Consider the following 19,668-nt stretch of genomic DNA (forward strand, 5'->3'; position numbering starts at 1 on the left):
GGTCAGTCCTCGCCCTCCAGCTCGGGGTCCTGCGCGAGGGCCTGCCGCTCGCGCTCCTCCCGGATGGCCGCGCGCATCTGCCTGCGCGCGTCCCGCTGGCGGGCCTTGAGCTTGCGGCGCAGCTGCTTCTCCCGGGCCGCCTGCTCCTCCCGCCCCCGCTCGTGCTGCTCGCGCAGCTGCTCGATACGCTCGGCGTTGTCCATGGCGTCCCAGCCCGCGCGCAGCCCCACCTCCTCGAAACGGCGCTGCAGCTCCTCCTCCGACACCCCCTCCTGCCTGAGCCCGCGCATCCACCGGTCGAGCTCTTCGTGCACCCGGGAGATGCGCCGCTCCAGGTCGGCCTCCTCCAGCCGCTCCCGCTCGGCCTGCTCGGCCTCCAGGTGGGCCAGCTCGGCCCGCTGCTCGGTGACCAGCCGCCGGTAGGCGTCCCGCCGGGCGCGTACGGCGTCGCCCAGCTCGCCGCGCCGCGCGCGCAGCCGCACCCGCCGGTCCTCGGTGTCGTCCTGGACCTCGTCGCTGCCGGTGAGCTGCCACGAGCGGTGCACCAGGGCCAGCAGGAACGCCGTCACACCCAGGGTGATCACGATGGCGGTGAGCACCATGGCCTGCGGCAGCGGGTCGGCGAACCCCGGTGCGTCGGTGAAGGGCGGGCCGCCCGCACTGCCGCCGGAGGTGACGATCAGCAGGTTCACCCCGTTGCCCAGCACGATGACGCCGGCCAGCACCCGTACCAGGCTGCGTTCCAGCAGCAGCGTCACCCCGACGGTGATCATCACGCAGCAGGCCGCGAACGGCACCAGGGACAGGCTCACGAGCTCTCCTCGGCGTCGATCTGCCGGTCCAGCTCGGCGCCCAGGCCGCGCAGCACGTCCTGGACCATGCCGACCACGGACACGTACACGCCGAGGTCGAACAGCAGTCCCGTGGACACGTGCACATGTCCGAGCACCGGCACGGCCACGTCCGTGGCCAGCATCTCCAGCGCCGCCGACCCGAACAGCAGCCCGATCAGCGCCGTCCCCGCCGACAGCGTCAGCCCGGCCCCCATGAGCACGCCCGCGTGCACCGGCACGGCCGCGGCCAGCTCGTTCCGGCCGCCCGCCAGGTAGCGCACGGTGATCGCCAGCCCGGCCACGATGCCGCCCGCGAACCCGCCGCCGACTCCGCTGTGCCCGATGAACAGCAGGAATACCGACAACGCCAGCACCGTGTGGAAGGTCAGCCGCGCCGCCACCTCGAACGCCAGCGCCCGCTGCCCGCGCGGCAGCGTGGCCGCCAGCCAGTGCGTGCGCTCCGCGGGACGGTGCCCGGCCTCGCTTCGCTCGATGCTGTACGACCTGCGCCGCAGGAACACCAGGCTCGTCACACCCAGCGTGAGCACGATGAGCACCGCGCTCTCGCCCAGCGTGTCCCACGCGCGGATGTCGAGGATGATCGCGCTGACGATGTTGCGCGCCCCGGCCTGCTCGGCCGCCCGGCCCATCAGCGCGCCGACCGGCTGCTCGCTGCGCGCGGCCATCGCCAGCATGCCCGCGCCCGTGACCACCACCCCGAACGCCAGCCCCACCCCGAGCCGGAACGGGATCGGCAGCCGCCCCCGGTCCGGCTCGATCGGCAGCCGCCGCAGCACCAGCGCGAACACCACCAGGCTCAGCGTCTCGGCCAGGAACTGCGTCAGCGCCAGGTCGGGCGAGCCGTGCGCGAGGAACAGCAGCGCGGTGCCGTAGCCGGTCAGGCCGATGATCAGGGCCAGCAGGATGTACGCGCGGGAGAACAGCGCCAGCACGGCCGCGGCCGCCAGCAGCACGACCACGACGGGCTGCTCGGGCCGCTGCCAGGCGACGACCGGCACGTCCAGGTGGGGTCCGCCGCCGTGCAGGAGGGAGAACAGCCCCACCCCGACCGTCACCAGCAGTGTCAGCAGCAGATAGTCGGGCACGGAGCCGCGCTGGATGAAGCCGGTGAGCTGGATGGCGAACCGGTCCAGCCGCCGCACGGCCGACCAGAAGACCTGGCTGGAGTCGAGCACGTGCAGCGCCGTCCCCGCCCGCGCCACCGGCTCCCGGGCCAGGAACAGCACCACCCCGCCCGCCAGGGCCGCCGCCGACAGCAGCAGCGGCGGCGTGAAACCGCTCCACGGCGCCAGGTGGGAGGGGTGCCCCGGGTCGGTGAACGTGCCGGTGTAGCCGGACATCGCGCCCTCGTACCAGGAGGTCAGGGGCGCGAACGCGAGCCCCAGCACCGACAGCAGCGCGGCCGGGGCGAACATGGCCGCCGGCACCGGGTGCACCTGCCGCGCCGGCTTGCCCGGCTTGTCGACGAAGGCACCCCACAGGAAGCGCAGCGTGTACGCCGCCGTCAGCGCCGAGCCCGTCACCACGCCCGCCAGCGTGAGCGGCGCGCCCAGCAGCGCCTCCAGCGCCGCCTCCTTCCCGGCGAACCCCACCAGCGGCGGCAGCCCCGCCATCGAGGCCCCCGCCAGCACCGCGACCCCGCACACCCACGGCATCGCCCGGCCCACGCCGCTCAGCTCGCCCAGGTCCCGGGTGCCCGCCGCGTGATCGACGATGCCCACCACCAGGAACAGCGCCGCCTTGAACAGCGCGTGCGCCAGCACCATGCCCACGCCCGCCAGCGCCGCGCCCTCGTTCCCCGAGCCGAACAGCACCACGAGGAACCCCAGCTGGCTGACCGTGCCGTAGGCCAGCAGCCGCTTCAGATCGTTCTCCCGCAGCGCCCGCCACCCGCCCAGCAGCATCGTCACCAGGCCGAGCGGCACCGCCACCGCCCGCCACAGCGCCAGGTCGCCGAACGCGGGGCCCAGCCTGGCCAGCAGGTAGACGCCGGCCTTCACCATGGCGGCCGCGTGCAGGTACGCCGACACCGGCGTGGGCGCGGCCATCGCCGCGGGCAGCCACGTGCTGAACGGGAAGATCGCCGACTTCGCCAGCGCCCCCGTCAGCACCAGCACGACGGCGGCCGGCGCCAGGTCCGGCGGACGGGCGACGATCTCCGACACCTGGTAGGAGCCCGCCGCCTGGCCGACCAGCACGAACCCGGCGAGCATGGCCAGGCCGCCGAACGTGGTGACCGTCAGCGCCTTCATCGCGGCCTGCCGGCTCATCCGGCTCATGGGGTCGTAGCCGATCAGCAGGTAGGAGAAGACGGTGGTCAGCTCCCAGAACACGTACAGGAGGAGCAGGTCGTCGGCGGTGACCAGCCCCAGCATCGACCCCGCGAACGCCACCATCGCGCCGCCGTAGCGGCCGAGCGCTTCGTCGCCCGCCGCGAAGTACCGGGCGCTGTAGCACAGCACCAGCACCCCGACCCCGGTGACCAGCGACATCATCAGCACGGTCAGCGGATCCGCGCGGAAGGACAGCTCCATGCCCAGCGCCGGCGCCCACGTCGTGCTCTCCCGGGCGGGCAGACCGCGCAGCGCCAGCCGGCCGGCGTAGCAGAACGCGGCGGCCGGCGGGACGGCCAGCAGGGCGAACGAGGCGCGCCCCAGCCGGGCGGCCAGCCAGGGAGCGCAGGCAGCCACGGCCGCGTGCAGGATCAGCAGCGACTCCATGGGCTCCTCGGACGGGAATTTCCGGCTACGCCCGCCCAATCTCCCCCACCGCGCCACCACCGCCACACAGGCGCGACCGGGATTGACCCGAACGACACCAGTCCCACACCGAGGTGTGGGACTGGCCGTTTCGCGTGCTTCAGGCCTGGTCGTTACAGGTCCCCGCGAGCGGGGCCCTGGTCGTGATCAGGTACTGGTCGACCTTGCGGTCCAGGCAGGCCGAGCCCTTGCGGTAGCCGGTGTGGCCGTCGGCGTCGTGGGTGAGCAGCACGCCGTTCGACAGCTGCGCGGCCAGCGCCTTGGCCAGCTTGTACGGCGTCGCCGGGTCACGCGTCGTGCCCACGACCACGATCGGCGGCGAGCCCTTGGCGTGCACCTTCTTCGGGTAGCGGGTGCCCTTGACCGGCCAGTACGGGCAGGGGTTCTCCGGGTGGTCGACGCAGTTGATGGCCACCAGGGCCTCGAAGCTGTTGTCGTAACGGCCGCCGATCGTCCGCCCGTTGCCCGCGTCGGCCAGCAGCAGCAGCTTGCTGCCGTCGCCCTTGAACGCGTCCGTCAGGGCCTGCCGCAGGCTGGGCCAGCTGGCGGTCTGGTACATGGAGAACTGCACGGCGCCGCGCACCACGGCCTCGGTGACCTGCCTGCCGTCGTACACGTTGCGCAGCGGCGCCGTGTCGGCCCGCCGGTAGAGCTTGTCGAGCTGCTTCAGCGCCGCCTTGACGTCGTGCTTGCGGAACGGGCAGTTCCTGGCCTTGAAGCAGTCCCGCAGGAACGACGTCGTCGCCACCTGGAACCCGCGGGCCTGGTCCTGGACGAACTCCGCGGCGTGCTGGGACGGGTCCTCGGCGCCGTCCAGCACCATCGCCCTGATCCGCTTCGGGAACATGTCCGCGTAGATCGAGCCGAGATAGGTGCCGTAGGAGAAGCCCAGGTACGTCAGGCGCGCGTCACCCAGCGTGGTCCGCATCACGTCCATGTCCCGCGCCGTGTTCACCGTGCCGACCTTGGACAGCAGCTGCTTGCCGGAGTTCGCCACGCAGTACTTGGCGAAGATCTTGGCCCACTGGCGCGAGTGCCTGACCTCGGCGCGGGTGTCCGGGGTCGGGTCGAGCGCGTGGTAGGCGTCGAGGTCGAGCGTCCCCAGGCAGCGCACCGGCGAGGACGCGCCGACGCCGCGCGGATCGAAGCTGACGACGTCGAACCGCTCCCGGACGGCGGCGGAAACGATTTCCTTGCCGGCTTTCAGGGCGGTCACGCCGGACCCGCCGGGACCGCCGAAATTGAGCACGACCGAGCCGATCTTCTTGCCGGTGGCGGGGAGCCGGACCATGCTGATCTTAATCCGTTTTCCGTTCGGCTTCGAATAGTCGAGTGGCACTGACAATTTCGCGCACTCGTACCCGTTGCCGCAGCCTGACCAGGCAAGACGCTGGCCGTAATAAGTGTCGAGCCCGTCGGTGGCAGTGGCCTGCGCCATGGCGGGCAAACCCGTCAGGGCGATCAGGCCCGCGATGACAGGCGTAAAGATTTTGATTAGGCGTCGCATGTTCGAACGGTGCGCGGTAAACCTTGCGGCGCCCTTTATAGTCGCTGGAATAGATCCCTTGCAAGAAGTGTCACCCGCCGGGGAACGGCCCGGCTGACCTGCGCGTCCATCCGTCGGCCCGGACCCCGCGGACCTCGCACGGGGGCGCTGCGCGCCCTGAGTGGCTCGGTCGTTCCGCCAGGCCCCCGGCCGTGGGCATCAGGCGACATGCCGTACCGGCCGGCCGCCGGGCCGGGCCGTGCGGCGAGGCACTATGCCGGGAGGTCAGCTCGCGTCGGAGACGCGTCGGTGGACCTCCTCGGCGAGCCGGTCCAGCGACCGGTCCAGCAGCCCGCGCACCTCATCGGCCCGGGCACCCGAGTCGGGCTCGTCCAGGAGGCTGATGTGCACGGTCACCTCGCTGGTCCCGGCGGCCGAGTCGGAGACCTGCAGCCACCCCGAATAGTCGGGATGGTCACGCCCGCCCCACTCCACCCGGAGCTGGTCCTCCTCGGCGCGGAACAGGCCCTCGTGCTTCCCGGGACCGGGCACCAGCGAGCCGTCCGCCTCGATCGTGCCGGGGCCGCTGTCATGCACCGACAGCCCCTGGGGCAGCCAGCGGTCCATGATCTCCACGTCGGACGCGACGCCGAACACCACCATGCTCTCCGCGGGCATCCCGCGGGTCGCCTCGAACTCCGCCATACCGTCCCCCCGAGTTCCAATGCCAGCGCCGTACCCCTGTGATCTGGTCGCAAACAGCGGTCGCCCCGTCGGTGTCTGCCGCTACGGTTGCGTGGGTGGTAATCGTGTGGCGAGGGGAGCGGGGCGATGGCGGAGCCGCCACGGGTGCCGCCGGAGATGTTCCGGTTCACCACCACCGAGCGGGCAGATCTGCACACCGCGGTGCTCTATGCCTTCGGCGAGGCCAACGAGCGGCTCGAGACGGCGCTGACGGTGGACGAGGTGCGCGAGCGGCTGCGCGCGGTGGGGTGGTACGCGCCGGTCGGGGAGCAGGATCTGGCCGGCACGCTCAAGCAGCTGGCCGGCTGGGGGCTGCTCGACGTGATCTTCAATCACGCGGGGAGCTTCGCGACCGCCGAGGAGTACGAGCGCAAGAACCTGCAATATTCGCTGACCAAGCGGGGCGAGGCGGCGTTCGCCGGGGTCCAGCACGCCATGGCCATGCTGGCCTCGGCGGGGGCGCTGCAGACCGCCGTGCTCGACGCGATCGCCGACCGGCTGGGGGAGCTGGAGAGCCTGCTGCGCGACCCCGATCCCGGGCGTAACCGGCGCATCTTCAGCAGCCTGCAGGAGCTGGAGGGGCATCTCGACGGGCTGCGTAACAACACCAAGCAGTTCAACGGGGAGCTGCAGCGGCTGCTGCGCGTCGAGGGGTCGGATCTGGCCACGTTCCACGAGGTCAAGGCCGCCACCGTGGCCTACCTTCAGGAGTTCGTGACCAATCTGGAGCAGCGGGGCGACACCATCGCGGCCGCGCTGCGCGCCGTGGCCCGGCACGGGGTCAGCGTGCTGCACGCCCGCGCGCTGGACGGCGCCGACCTGCCGAAGGTGCCCGGGGCCGATCATGCCACCCCTTGGCTGGCGGCCCGGGCGGCGAAGTGGGAGGGGCTGCGGCTGTGGTTCGCCCCCGAGGAGGAAGGCGCCGAGGAGGAAGGCGCCGAGGGGGCCGTCGCCGGAGGCAGCGGGGGAGTGGTCGCGGGCGGTGGGGTGCCGCGGGTGCGGCAACTGCATGATGTGGCGCGGCGGGCGATCGTGTCGCTGTTGCAGGTGCTCGACCGCATCACGGACTCTCGCCGGCGCTCCTCCAGCGCCGCCGCCGACTTCCGTACGCTGGCCCGCTGGTTCGCCACCGCGCCCGGCGAGGACGACGCGCACCGGCTGTGGGACGCGGCGTTCGGGCTCGGCTCGGCCAGGCATCCGCACCTCGGGCACGCCGACGCCGAGCTGATCCCCGCCGGGGTGCCCTGGGCGGAGGCCGAGCCGGTCGAGGTGTCGGCGCTGCTGCGCTCGCGCGGGCGTACGGAGCGGATGGGCCGCACGGGCAAGGTGCGCGACGTGGCGGCGCTGCGGGCCGAGCGCAGGGCGCGGGCCGAGAAGGAGCGGGCCGAGCTGGAGGCCGCCTGGTCGGCGCTGGCCACGACGGGCGCGATGCGGCTGTCGCAGCTGGGGGAGCTCGACCATGACACGTTCGGGCGGCTGCTCGACCTGCTGGGGCGGGCCCTGGCCGAGCGGCCCGACTCGCTCGGGTTCCGGCGGGCCGTCACCTCGGACGGGCGGGTGGAGATCGTGCTGCGGGCGCCGGACGACGGGGCGGTGGCGGTGTTGCGCACGTCCGAGGGGTGGTTCCGGGGCCCCGACTACCTCATCGACGTACGGGCGCCGGGGGCCGGCAGCCGCGGGAGGGTGGTGGGCGCGTGAGCAGCCTGGCCAACCAGCTCGTCAGGGCCGAGAAGGAGGAGATCGCCCGCGCGATCAGGACCCTGCTCGGCCGGCCCCTCGTGTCCCTGCACGACGACCCCGCCGCCTTCGACCTGATCAGGAAGCGGCGGCAGCCGCTGATCCAGTGGTTCGACTACTTCTGCGGCTGGCGGCTGGTCGTGGAGTCGCGCCAGGGGTACGCCCGCCTGGTCAAGATCGGGTCCGAGCCCGGCGCCACCCGGCCCGCGCGGCGCCGCCGCACCACCAGGGCGCCGTTCGACCGCCGCCGCTACACGCTGCTGTGCCTGTGCGCGGCCGAACTGCTCACCTCGCCGGTCACCACGATCGGGATGCTGGCCCAGCGGGTGGTCCAGGCGGCCGCGGTGGAGGCCGACGTGCCCGCGTTCGACCCGGTCAGGAACGACGAGCGGGCGGCCTTCGTGGACGCGCTCAAGCTGCTGGAGCACTACGGGGCGATCACCGCCATGGACGGCGCCACCGACTCCTACCTGGATGACGAGGACGCCAAGGTGCTCTACCGGGTGGACACGACACGGGTGATCCGGCTGCTGGCCGCGCCGGTGCCGCCGTCCAGGGTGGCGGCCGCGAGGGAGACCGCCCTGGAGGCCGTCCCGGAGACCGCCCTGGAGGAACGCGACCCGGGAGGCGGTCCGGCGCGTGACCCGGTGCGGGCGCTCACGGTCGAGGCTCGTTACGGTGGGGACGAGCCGACCGAGACCCAGCGCAACCTGTGGGCGCGCCACTCGCTCATCCGCCGCCTGCTCGACGACCCCGTCGTCTACCGCGACGAGCTCACCCCGGCGCAGTCCGCCTACGCCGCCTCCCTGACCGGCCGCCAGATCCTGCGCCGCGCCGCCGAGGAGGCCGGGTTCGTGCTGGAGGAGCGGGCCGAGGGCTTCCTGCTCGTCGACACCGACGCGATCGCCACCGACACCAAGTTCCCCGACGACGGCAGCCACGCCAAGGTGGCCGCCCTGCTCATGCTCGACCTGCTGGTCACCTCCGGCCCCGTCACCGCCGCCAGGCTCGACCGCGAGGCGGCGGGGCTGCTGCGGCGGTTCCCGCAGTGGGCCAAGGCCTATCAGTCCGAGGGCGGCGGGCCGCGGCTGGCCGCCGACGCGCTGCAGGTGCTCACGCAGTTCGGGCTGGCCCGCGTCACGGGTGACCAGGTCGCCGCCCTGCCCGCCGCGGCCCGCTACCGGGTTGATCACGGCGCGGCCGTCCAGGAGGATTCATGACAGTCACCGAGCTCGCCCCGCCGCGCGCCGCGCAGGGAGTGGACGCCCGCTGGACTCCCGTACGCGCCGGGATCCTCAACGTGTGGCGCTACTACGACGAGGTGTTCGAGTTCCACCGGGGCAGGCTGCTGCTGCGCGGGCCCAACGGCAGCGGCAAGTCCAAGGTGCTCGAACTGCTGCTCCCGTACGTGCTGGACGCGAGCCTCAAGCCCAGCAGGCTGTCCACGTTCGGCGGCACCGAGCGCACCATGCACTGGAACCTGATGGGCGACGGCGCCGGCGGCACCACCCGGGTCGGCTACGTATGGCTGGAGTTCCAGCACGCCGACGGCCGCTGGTTCACCTGCGGCGCCCGGCTGCAGGCCACCATCCACACCAAGAACGTCACCGCCACCTACTTCACGACCGAGGCCCGCGTCGACGCCCCCGACGGCGTCCGGCTCACCGGCGACGCCGGTCAGCCGCTGACCAAGGCCCAGCTCGTGGAGGAGCTCGGCGCGTCCGGCAAGGTCCACGAGTCGGCCGAGTCCTACCGTACGGTCGTCCGCCAGACGCTCTACCGCGCGCTCAACGAGCAGCGCTACGACTCGCTGCTGACCGCGCTGCGCCAGCTCCGCACCCCCAAGCTGTCCGAACGCCTCGACCCCGGCCTGCTGTCGGAGCTGCTGTCGAGCGCCCTGCCGCCGCTCGGCGAGGGCGAGATCCACGAGATCGCCGAGGGGTTCGAGCGGCTCGACCGGCAGCGCGAGGAGCTGCGCCTGCTCGACCGCGACGTGGAGGAGGCCGACCGGCTCGCCACCCGGCAGCGCAACTACGCCCAGCGCGTCCTGCGCGCCGCCGCCGCGGCCGTGACCTCCGCCGGATACTCCCTGGAGTCGCTGGCCGCCGAGGTCAAGGCCAAGCGGGAGGCGCTCAAGGAGGCCGAACGGGAGCTGGACGCGGCGAGCGTGCGGCTGGGGGAGGAGGAGGCGCAGGAGCTGGCCCTGGCCGCGCAGATCGATGGGCTGAAGGAGAGCGAGGCGTACAAGGCGGGCGGTGACCTGCACCGGCTCCGCACCGAGGCCCAGGCGGCGCACGAGGCGGCGGGCCGCCTGCGCGACCAGGCGGGGCAGGCGGCCCGCGCGGTGTCGGGCAAGCAGGAGCTGTCGGCCCGGGCCGCCGACACGGCTCGCAAGGCGGCGGCGCTGGCCGACCGCGCCCGGACGGAGGCCCGCCACGCGGCCGAACGCGCCGGGCTGCTCGCCGTCCACGAGGAGACCGAACGGGCCGGATCGGCCCAGGAGCCCGGACCCGTCCATGGGCAGCGCCACGAGCCAGGGGCGGGCGCGGCCCCGCGCGGTGCGGCCGCGCCGGACCCGGGCGAGGGACTGCGGGGCGCGCCGGACCCGGGGGAGGGAGCGCGCGGTGTGGCGGCCCCCGGCGAGGGAGCGCGGAGTGCGGCGGACGGTGAGGAGGCCGTGCGCAGGGCGCGGGAGCTGCTGCGGGCCGCCGTGTCCAGCCGTGCCGCCCAGATCAGGGAAGTACGCGCCGGAGCCGTCGGGCACGAGGAGGCGATCAAGCGCCGCACCACCGCGGAACACGATCGCGACCAGGCCCGCGACGACCTGGCCGCCGCCCAGGAGGCGCACGGGCGGGCCGAGCGGCTGCGCGACGACCGCGCCCGCGACCTGGCCGCCGCCCTGGCCGACTGGGCGGGCGGCTGCACCCAGCTCCAGCTGGAGCCGGGCACGCTGGCCGGCCTGGCCGACGACTTCGAGGGCGCCGACGACCTGGTCGGCACCGCCCGCACGATGGCCGCCGTCGAGCTGGCCGCCCGCGAGCAGCACCTGAGGCGGCTGCGCGAGGGCCTGGCCGCGGAGCGCGCCGAGCTGGCCCAGGAGCGCGAGAGCCTCAACGACCAGACCGTGCTCGAACCGCCCGCCCCGCACACCCGCACCACGGCCGCCCGGCTCGGACGGCCCGGGACGCCGCTGTGGCGGGCGGTCGCGTTCAGGTCGGGGCTCGACCCCGTCGCGCAGGCCGGGGTGGAGGCCGCGCTCGAAGCCTCGGGCCTGCTCGACCTGTGGCTGCGGCCGGACGGCGGGTTCGACCCGGGCGAGCACGACGCCTTCGCCGTGGCCGCGCTGTCCAAGCCCGCCCCCGGCTACAGCCTGGCCCACGTGCTGTTCACCGAGGCCGACTCCCCGGTGCCGGCCGACACCGTGCTGGGCGGCATCGCGTTCGCGCCCACCGCGATCGGCGTCGACCACCCGGCCGTCATCGGCGCCGACGGCACCTGGCGGCTGGGCCCGGCGGCGGGCCGGTGGGTCAAGCCCGAGCCCGCCTACATCGGCGCCACCGCCCGCGAGCGCGCCAGGCGGCGCCGCATCGCCGAGCTGGACGACCGGCTCGGCGAGCTGGCCGGGCGGATCGCCGAGTGCGACCACCTGCTCGCGGTGGTCGACGGCGACCGCGAGACGCTGGCCGCCGAGCTGCGGCGCAGGCCCGACCGCAGGCCGTACGCCGAGGCGGTGCAGGACCTCGACGGCGCGGTGAAGAAGGTGGCGCTGCGGGAGGACCAGCTCCGGGCCTACGAGCAGCGCCTGCAGGAGCGCGAGCAGGACGTCGGCCGGTCACTGCGCCGGCTCACCGAGCTGGCGGACCGGCACGCCCTGCCCACCGCGCTGTCCGCGCTCGACAACCTCGAGGAGGCCCTGCGCACCGCCGAGACCACCGGCGCCGTCTGGCACGACCGCCGCGCCGACGCCCGCGCCGCCAGGGAGCGGGCCGAGCTGGCCGCCGAGACCGCCGGCGAGTACGAACGGCTCGCCGTCGAGGCCGTCGAACGCGCCGAGGAGGCCGCGGCCGCCGCCGTCGTGCTGGCGGAGCGGCTGGCCGCGATCGAGTCCACGGTCGGCGTCGAGCACCTGCGCGTCCTCGAACAACTCCAGGACACCCAGGCCGCCTATCAGGCGTGCCGCCGCCTGATCAAGTCGGTCAACGACGGGATGGCCCGCCTCAACGCCCGGCTCGGCCAGCTCAGGGGCGAGCTCGGCACCGCCGAGGACAAGCACGCCGAGGCGGGGCGCGTGCGCGACGAGGTGTCCGACCGGTTCCGCCGCCTGGCGGCCGGGCACCTGCCGGCGGACGCGCGGGCGCCGGTCGAGCTGACCCCCGAGGCCGGGGTGCGGGCCGTCCTGGAGGCGGCCAGGGCCGTGGCCGAGCAGCTGGCCACGGTCCCGTACGAGCACAAGAACGTCAGGGAGGCCGAGGCGCGGCTGCAGGACGCCTTCCACCACGCCAGGGAGATCCTCGCCGACCGGGCCGACCTGGAGCTGGCGCCCGACGAGGACGTACAGGTGCTCACCGCCACCGTCGGCGGCGTCCGGGCGGGGGCCGCGGCGCTCAGCAAGGCGCTGCGCAAGGAGCGCGACGAGCGGCGCTCGGACATCACCGACGCCGAGCGGGACCTGTTCGACCGGACCCTGGCCGGTGACACGCGGCGGCACCTGGCCGACCGGATCAGGCAGGCCACGGCCCTGGTGGAGGGCATGAACCAGCGCCTCGAACGCGTCCGCACCGCCTCCCGGGTGGCGGTGCGGCTGGTGTGGCAGGTCGATCCCACCCAGTCGGCCGGCACCCGGGCCGCCCGCGACCTGCTGCTGCGCGATCCGGCCGGGCTGTCCGAGGCCGACAAGGAGGCCCTCTACGTCTTCTTCCGGGATCGCGTGGAGGAGGCGCGGGCCGACAACTCCTCGGCGAGCTGGGAGGACCAGCTCATGAAGGTGCTCGACTACACGGCCTGGCACCGGTTCGTGGTCAAGCTCGACCGCGGCGACGGGCAGGGCTGGCAGGACCTGACGCGGAAGCTGCACGGGGCGCTGTCGGGCGGGGAGAAGGCGATCGCGCTGCACCTGCCGCTGTTCGCCGCGGTGGCCGCGCACTACCAGACCGATCCGGGGTGCCCGCGGTTCATCCTGCTCGACGAGGTGTTCGTGGGGGTGGACAAGACGAACCGGGGGCAGGTGTTCGACCTGCTGGTGGACCTGGGGCTGGACCTGGTGCTGACGTCCGACCACGAGTGGTGCGAATACCGGGAGCTGGACGGGATCGCGATCCACCAGCTCATCACGGGCGACGGGGACGACGCGGTGACGACGGCCCGGTTCGTCTGGAACGGCTACCGAACGGTGCCGGCGGAATGACCCGCGGCCAGGCGGGCGGGGAGGTGCCCGAGCGGCTGCGGGCAGTGGAGTTGCGGCCCGTGTGGCAGGCCCTGCACGAGCGGCTCTCCTCCGGTCACCGGGTCAGCCGGGTCCGGGTGACGGGGCTGGAGGCGGCGCAGCAGGCCGCCGTGGCCGATCTTCTCGGCCTCGACCGCTACCCGGGGCCCGCGATCACCATCGACGTGGCCAGGCTCGAAGGGGCGCTGGGCCTCGACGCCCGTACCGTCACCGAGGCCGTGATCGGGCCACTCGACGACCGCAGGCGCAGGCACGCGGAGCGGCGGCTCGAACGCGAGGCGCTGCTCGGCTGGTTCGCCGCCCACCCGGTGGTCGTGGCCGAGCCGGCGCTGCTCGCCCTGTCCGCCGTACGCGCCGGGCGCGACCTGCTCGGGCAGGCCCTGGACGTGCTCGCCGCCCTGCCCGCCGCGGGCCGCCCGCTGGCGGCGGTGGCCGCCGACGTGACCGGCGACCCGCACGCCCTGGACGAGGGCACCCGGCTGTCGGCGCTGGTGCTGAAGGCCCTGTCCATCCTGTACGACGTGCCCGCCCCCGAGGGCGCCGAGGCGCGCCGGGCGCTGTGGGAGCGGGCGGGCGTGGCCTGCGACGCCCTCTCCACCACGGTGCTCGTCGCCGGTTTACGCCCCTCCGGCGACGAGCCCCTGGCCCGGGTGCTGCGGATCTGGGACGGGCAGCCGAGCGTGATCACGCTCGCGCAGCTCCAGGACGTACGCGAGCTGCGGCCGGCCGAGCCGGACGCCTGGGTGGTGGAGAACCCGACCGTGCTGGCGCTGGCCCATCAGCGGTTCGGCACCTCCTGCCCGCCGATGATCTGCACCTCGGGCTGGCCCAACAGCGCCGTTATCCGCCTGCTGCGCTCCCTCCCCGGGGTCCGGCTGCACTACCACGGCGACTTCGACGGGGCGGGCCTGCGCATCGCCGCGTACACCATGGCCAAGACCGGCGCGGTGCCGTGGCGCATGTCGGCCGGCGACTACCTGCGGGCCCTGGCCGACGGCCCGGCCTCCGGCCCCGCGCCCGGCCCGGTCACCGACGCGCCCTGGGATCCCGGGCTGGCCCCGGCGATGCGCTCGCGCGGGCTGGCCGTCCCCGAGGAACGGGTCGTGGAGCGGCTGCTCGACGACCTGGCTCGATGACCTGCGGTCTGTGCGGCGCTTATCGACGCCGGTGCTCCGGCGTCGGTGGGGCGGTGCGATTGACAGAGGCCACCGGACGCGCTCATAGTCCGGGCAGATCCTGCTCACGGAGGTGGGGCGATGGCGGGTCACGCATCGATCGGACCCTTACGGGTCGTGTCGGGTGAAGGCGGGGTCGCGGCCCCGTACTATGTTCTCCCCTTCGACCGGGACGGCTTGTGCACCGGGCCGCTGACCAGGGACCGGTGTGTGGGCGAGGCGGAAGAGGCGTCGGACGTGTTCCTGTTCTCGCACGGCTGGAACAACGACTGGGCGGCGGCGGCGAGCCAGTACGGGCGTTTCATCACCTCGTACCTGACCCTGAGGCGGCGCGAATGGCCGCGCCCGGGTCGCGACTACCGGCCCCTGCTCGCCGGTGTGCACTGGCCGAGCACGGCGTTGGTGGCGCCGTGGGAGCGCGGCCCCAAGATCGCGGGTGCCGTGGAACGATCCGGTAGCGTCATCGACGAGGTAACCGCCCTGGGTGAGTCGCTCGGCGTCAAGGATCGGCAGCGCCTGTACGACCTGGCCGACCGGGACCGACTCGACGACGTGCGGGCCCGCGACCTCGCCGAGCTGCTTGCCCCGTTGCTCGCCGACGAAGGGCAGGACGAACTCGGCCGCGCCGGAGTGAGCGGCGCGGACGACCTCCTCGGGATCTGGGCCCGGCTCAGCCGCCCACCGGTCTCGTCGTCGGGCGGCTTCATCGACGAGCCGACGGACCAGCCCGTCGAGGAAACACCCTTCCCCGCACCCACCGTGGCCGGCGGGCTCGGCTGGCTGGATCCGCGGAACGCCGTCCGGGTAGCCACCGTCCTGCTGATGAAGGACCGCGCGGGCGTCGTAGGAAGCCGGGGCGTCGCCGACCTGCTGGCGGCCCTCTGTCGTACGCAGGCCCGCATCCACCTCATCGGTCACTCGTACGGCGCCAAGGTGATCCTGTCGGCTCTGTGCGCACCCTCGTCGGTCCCCCGCCCGGTCGACTCGGTCCTGCTGCTCCAGCCGGCCGTCTCCTGCTACTGCTTCGCGACCAAGGTGGCCGGCGACGACCATCCGGGCGGCTACCACGCGGCGGTCGAGCGGTGCGTCCAGCCGATCGTGACCACGTTCAGCCGCAAGGACGTCCCCCTGACGAGCCTGTTCCACTGGGCGGTGCGGCGCCGCTCCGATCTCGGGGAGGTGCGGATCGCCGGGGTACCGAGCCGGTACGCCGCCCTGGGCGGGTACGGACCGCAGGGCAGGGAGGACGAGACCGCCGTGATCCAGCCGGTTGCGCCACCGGAGCGGTACGCCTTCGGCAAGCCGATCGTGGCGATCCAGGCGGACGAGATGATCGGCGGGCACGGCGACGTCACGGGCGAGGCGTGCGCGTGGGCGCTGCTGAACCAGGTGATGCACGATGGTTGAGCTGCCCACGCTGCGGGTGAGCCTGACCCGCGAGGGGGACGTGTCGCTGGAGTTGGTGGGGACGGAGCAAAGGGAAACGATCTCCGCCGTCGCGATGGGCCTCCCCGTGAGGGTCGGGTCGGCGGCGGACCTCAACGCCGCGAGCTTCCACCGGCTCCCGCTCCACGGTGCCGGAGGGCACGCGATCCTGGACGGCGTCGGCGACGCCCAGGCCCTGCTGCTCCAGTTCGGGTCACCCCGCGGCTACCTGCATCTCTATCCATGGGAGTACAAACTGGCGGACTGGCTCCGCGTACCCGTCCTGCGCGCGCCGTACCTGGACCTGCGCCCCCACACGCCGGGCACCCATCTGCGGGTGGTGCTGTGCATGAGCCGCTCGTCGCCCCACGCGGCCATCGACCCGGACCTGCTGGAGGCCCTCGTCGTGGCCTACTCTGCGATCCTGCGAAGGTTCCCCGAGATCCACGTCTTCGCGGACAGACGGCTCCCCGACCTGGGCCCGAGCACGATCGTCCACGATCCGCTCCGCCCGCTGTCCAGGCGAAAGGAGATCGACGAGCGGCTGACCAGCCCGTGGCTCCGCTGGATCGCCCAGGCACTCGACGGCTCGCCGATCGACGTCTTCCACGTGCTCGGTGAGGGCTGGCTGTCCGGCGGCTGTGGCACCCTCGCCCTGGCGAGCGACCCAGGGACGGGTGTCCATCCGCAGGTCCCGCGCTTCGTCGGCGTGAGCGAGCTGGTGGATTTCCTCGCTATGACGGGGGCGTGGTTCTTCGCCGTCTCGACCCCGCCGTCCGCCCACTCCCTTTCCGGCCTGCTCGAACTGTGCGACTCGCTCGCTCAGACGAGGCCGGGGCCGGTGCTGCTGCACGACATGAAGCACGACGACGACGCGCGGGAGCTCAGCAAGGCCCTGTCCATGCACATGAGTGAGGAGCTCCAGCCCGGCGGGCTCGCCTCGGTGAGCTGGTGGGGCAGTCCGTTCTCCCGGCCGCGGTCCGTACTGGAGTCCGCGACGCCGCTGCTCACCGAGAACGGCGAGTCGGAGCTGCTGTCGGCGGCGGCCAGAGCCGCGCTCGGGCACGAGACCACGCCCACTTGGATCGCGGCCGGCGCCCGCATGCTGGAGACAATCCAGGCGGAATGGCAGGCCGCCGGAAGGCTGGACGCCGACGCCACACGGGCCCTGCGCGCCGTCTCGGCCCTCTTCGACCAGCACGTTCGCCGCCACGGACCAGGGGGTGTCCGGTGAGACGGATTTACCTGGAGTTCGACATCGGCAGGCAGGTGCCGCCCACCGTCTTGATGAAGCTTCGCGAACCCCCCACCTCCGGCCTTTTCCAGTTCGAGTGCACCGGCCTGGAGCCGGAGTTCGCGGCCCTGCGGTCGGCCGGGATGAACCCGACGGCCGTCAGCGCGGCGGGGCAGATCCTCTTCGAGCACCTCAACAAGCATGAGAGTATCCGCGCTGAGCTGGCCCGCGCACTCGGGATCGACCGCTCCGAGTCCTTCCCCATCTACGTCGACGTGAGCAACATCGAGGCCAAGGCCCTGCCGTGGGAGGCGCTGTTCTCCCCCGACAGGGAGTTCCTGGCGCTGGACCCGCGCTGGCCGGTGGGCCGGATCATTCCCGGCCGCCGCCCGGTGTCTCCGCCGTGGACGCTGGACCGGCCCCTGCGGGTGGCCGCGATCCTGTCCTGCCTCGGCGTGCCGGCGATGGATGAGTACCTGGCGTTGGTCGAGGGTCTGAACAAGGTCCGGGGCACGTACGAGCTGCGCCTGTTCATCAGCGAGAACGAGCTCTGGAGCGAGATAGAGCCGGACCTGCCACCCTCCGTGAGCCTGTTCAAGGTGCCGCAGGACCATGGCGAGCTCAGGGAGCGGATCAGGGAGTTCCGCCCGCATGTGCTCCATCTCTTCTGCCATGGCTCGGCCGTGGGGACGCCCCATCTCGAGGTTGCGGTGAGCTCCGACTGGTCGAACCCTGACGAGGGGTCACGGCACCGCCTGGAGACCCGCGAGATCGCCGACCTGATCGACGTGCCCCTGTGCCTGCCCTGGCTGGTCGTTCTCAACGCCTGCGAGAGCGCGGTCACCCTCGACCCGGGTCCCGGCAGCGGCTCGATCGCCGAGAGCCTGGTGCACGAGTGGTCCGTGCCGGCGGTCATCGGCATGCGCGAGTCGGTTCTCGGGGCGAACGCGGCGCGGTTCACCCGGCAGTTCTACGCCAGCCTGGCTGCCACGCTGGCGCCCGCGCTCTCCGGGCCCGTCCGGAGCCTGCACATCGACTGGGCCGGGCTGGTCGTGGCCGCCCGCGAGGAGCTGTGCAGGAAGCCGACGGCCGGCCCGGTGAGCGTCGTGGCCGGCGGGGCGAAGGAGTGGACGCTGCCCGCCGTGCACGTGCTGCCCCACATGTTCCACCTCAACGTCGGCGATCCGCCGCCGTCGCGGCAGCCGCAGCTTGAAGCAGCCGTCGTCGAGATGCTGCTCGCCGCGGTGGGCGACAGCATGCCGCTCGCCACGCTGCGGGACTTCCTGCGCCACCGGGACGAGCGCCTGGCCGAGACGCTCACCGAGCCGCACGGGCGCCGTGCGCCGGCGCGCTCCGAGCCGGACGGGCGCCTGGCCGAGAGACACACCGAGCCGGACGACGGCCGATGACGCGGGTCGCGATCAACGCCTGGACCGGGCGCGAAGCCGCCACGGGCGAACCAGTGGGCCGAACGGAGTGGGCGCTGGCGGGCACCGTCCTGCCTCCCGTGGGACGGGCCCGGCCCCGCCCGAAGAACGAGTGGGACTGGTGCGACCCGCGTGTCGGGTGGGGTCTGGTCCTTCCCCACCGTCCCGGTCTCACCAACGCCCAGCTTGCCGTGGCCGTCGACGCGCCAACGCCCATCCAGCGCCTCGTGGCCGCCAGGAGCGGTGCGAAGGTCCTGCGCTACATGCCAGGAACGACCTGGGGCTCCTGGACCCTGCGCGACTACGCCACGGGCAGCCAGCCGCCGATCGCCACCGCGCCTGAGGGCACCGATCCCGGCAGCCTGCCGGCGTACTTGCTGATCTACGCCGGCCCTGAGGAGATCCCGTGGGAGGTCCAGTACCACCTCAACCCGGTGCGGAACGTCGGCCGGCTCCACCTCACCGGCCCGGCCCTGGAGAACTACGTCAACGCCCTCCTGTCGGACTGGCGAGGCAGCGCCGCCAGGTACGACAGTCCAGTGGTGTGGGCGGTGGACCACGGCGGCGGTGACATCACCACGATCATGCGGGAGACTCTGGCCGAACCCCTGCACGCTGCCTTCGTCGCGGACGGCGAGATGGGCCGGGCCACGATGCTCGAAGGCCCGGCCGCGACCGCGCGCGGGCTGGCCGCGACGCTGGACGCGGCCAGCCCGTTGGTCGTGGTCACGACCAGCCACGGCCTTACGGGGCCGCTCGACCAGCCTGACCTCATGCGGTCGACGCTCGGCGCGCTCGTCGACGCGGCGCACGAGCCGCTGGACCCGGCCGGCCTCCTCAGCTCCTGGGAGCCCGACGGCATGATCTGGTTGGCCCAGGCGTGCTGTTCGGCGGGCGCCGCCGCGCCGAGCATGTATCGCGGGCTGTTCGACCCCGCCGAGCCGGTCGGCGAGGTGATCGAGGCCGTCGCGGCGCTCGGGCCGATGGTCGCCCCGCTGCCCACCGCCCTGCTCGGCGCACCGCGTCCGGCGCGGGCCTTCATCGGGCAGGTCGAGCCCACCTTCGACTGGACGCTGTACTTCCCCCTGACGGGGCAGTGGCAGAGCGGCTCGCTGCGGGACGCGGTGTACCAGAACCTCTGCCGGGGAGAGCCCGCCGGATACGCGCTGCGCGAGGTCTACCAGCCGATCGGCTCCCTGCTCCAGAGCCACTCCAGGAGCGTCGGCCGCTACAACGGCCTGCCGCCGGGGGCCGCCTCGCGGCAGGCCGTGGAGGTGGCGTTGTACAACAAGGCCACCGCCTACGACAGGGCGAGCACCGTCCTGCTGGGAGACCCGACGGTGGCGGTCCCGCTGCCGTGACCTACCGGAACAGGCCAACCGGA

Annotated in this window: 12 protein-coding genes; 8 read left to right on the plus strand and 4 right to left on the minus strand. The window is 73.4% G+C overall.

Annotated features, from left to right (window positions below):
- Nucleotides 1-2: 2 nt before the first annotated feature.
- The 4 genes from AB0J69_RS32305 to AB0J69_RS32320 form a co-directional block, all read right to left on the minus strand.
- A complete protein-coding gene (locus tag AB0J69_RS32305) occupies nt 3-812 on the minus strand; it encodes a Na(+)/H(+) antiporter subunit C (protein WP_364124911.1) in 810 nt (269 codons plus the stop codon).
- A complete protein-coding gene (locus AB0J69_RS32310; RefSeq protein ID WP_364124913.1) occupies nt 809-3,574 on the minus strand; it encodes a Na+/H+ antiporter subunit A in 2,766 nt (921 codons plus the stop codon). The genes AB0J69_RS32305 and AB0J69_RS32310 overlap by 4 nt, the downstream gene beginning before the upstream one ends.
- Nucleotides 3,575-3,713: 139 nt before the next feature.
- Nucleotides 3,714-4,904: an alpha/beta hydrolase gene (locus AB0J69_RS32315; protein WP_364124916.1), complete on the minus strand. Its 1,191-nt coding sequence runs from the start codon at nt 4,902-4,904 to the stop codon at nt 3,714-3,716.
- 480 nt (nt 4,905-5,384) lie between these two features.
- Nucleotides 5,385-5,804, minus strand: a complete 420-nt coding sequence (locus AB0J69_RS32320) for an SRPBCC family protein (RefSeq protein WP_364124918.1) — start codon at nt 5,802-5,804, stop codon at nt 5,385-5,387.
- Between the two features lie 126 nt (nt 5,805-5,930).
- On the opposite strand from AB0J69_RS32320, the gene AB0J69_RS32325 reads away from it, so the two are divergent.
- From AB0J69_RS32325 to AB0J69_RS32360, 8 genes are all read left to right on the plus strand, one after another.
- Entirely contained in the window at nt 5,931-7,541 is a 1,611-nt protein-coding gene (locus AB0J69_RS32325) for a TIGR02677 family protein (protein ID WP_364124921.1), read from the plus strand.
- The gene (locus tag AB0J69_RS32330; protein WP_364124924.1) at nt 7,538-8,800 is read left to right on the plus strand and encodes a TIGR02678 family protein; all 1,263 of its coding nucleotides are present in this window, start codon (nt 7,538-7,540) and stop codon (nt 8,798-8,800) included. The genes AB0J69_RS32325 and AB0J69_RS32330 overlap by 4 nt, the downstream gene beginning before the upstream one ends.
- The gene (locus AB0J69_RS32335) at nt 8,797-12,984 is read left to right on the plus strand and encodes a TIGR02680 family protein (protein ID WP_364124927.1); all 4,188 of its coding nucleotides are present in this window, start codon (nt 8,797-8,799) and stop codon (nt 12,982-12,984) included. The genes AB0J69_RS32330 and AB0J69_RS32335 overlap by 4 nt, the downstream gene beginning before the upstream one ends.
- On the plus strand, nt 12,981-14,159 hold the full coding sequence (locus AB0J69_RS32340; protein ID WP_364124930.1) for a TIGR02679 family protein: 1,179 nt from the start codon (nt 12,981-12,983) through the stop codon (nt 14,157-14,159). The genes AB0J69_RS32335 and AB0J69_RS32340 overlap by 4 nt, the downstream gene beginning before the upstream one ends.
- Nucleotides 14,160-14,408: 249 nt before the next feature.
- Nucleotides 14,409-15,605, plus strand: a complete 1,197-nt coding sequence (locus tag AB0J69_RS32345) for a hypothetical protein (RefSeq protein ID WP_364124933.1) — start codon at nt 14,409-14,411, stop codon at nt 15,603-15,605.
- A complete protein-coding gene (locus AB0J69_RS32350) occupies nt 15,598-16,857 on the plus strand; it encodes a hypothetical protein (protein WP_364124936.1) in 1,260 nt (419 codons plus the stop codon). The genes AB0J69_RS32345 and AB0J69_RS32350 overlap by 8 nt, the downstream gene beginning before the upstream one ends.
- Entirely contained in the window at nt 16,854-18,266 is a 1,413-nt protein-coding gene (locus AB0J69_RS32355) for a CHAT domain-containing protein (RefSeq protein WP_364124938.1), read from the plus strand. Before AB0J69_RS32350 ends, AB0J69_RS32355 begins: the two co-directional genes overlap by 4 nt.
- Nucleotides 18,263-19,645: a hypothetical protein gene (locus AB0J69_RS32360; protein WP_364124941.1), complete on the plus strand. Its 1,383-nt coding sequence runs from the start codon at nt 18,263-18,265 to the stop codon at nt 19,643-19,645. Before AB0J69_RS32355 ends, AB0J69_RS32360 begins: the two co-directional genes overlap by 4 nt.
- Nucleotides 19,646-19,668 lie beyond the last annotated feature (23 nt).

The sequence above is a fragment of the Nonomuraea sp. NPDC049709 genome (assembly GCF_040674815.1).
GTDB lineage: Bacteria > Actinomycetota > Actinomycetes > Streptosporangiales > Streptosporangiaceae > Nonomuraea.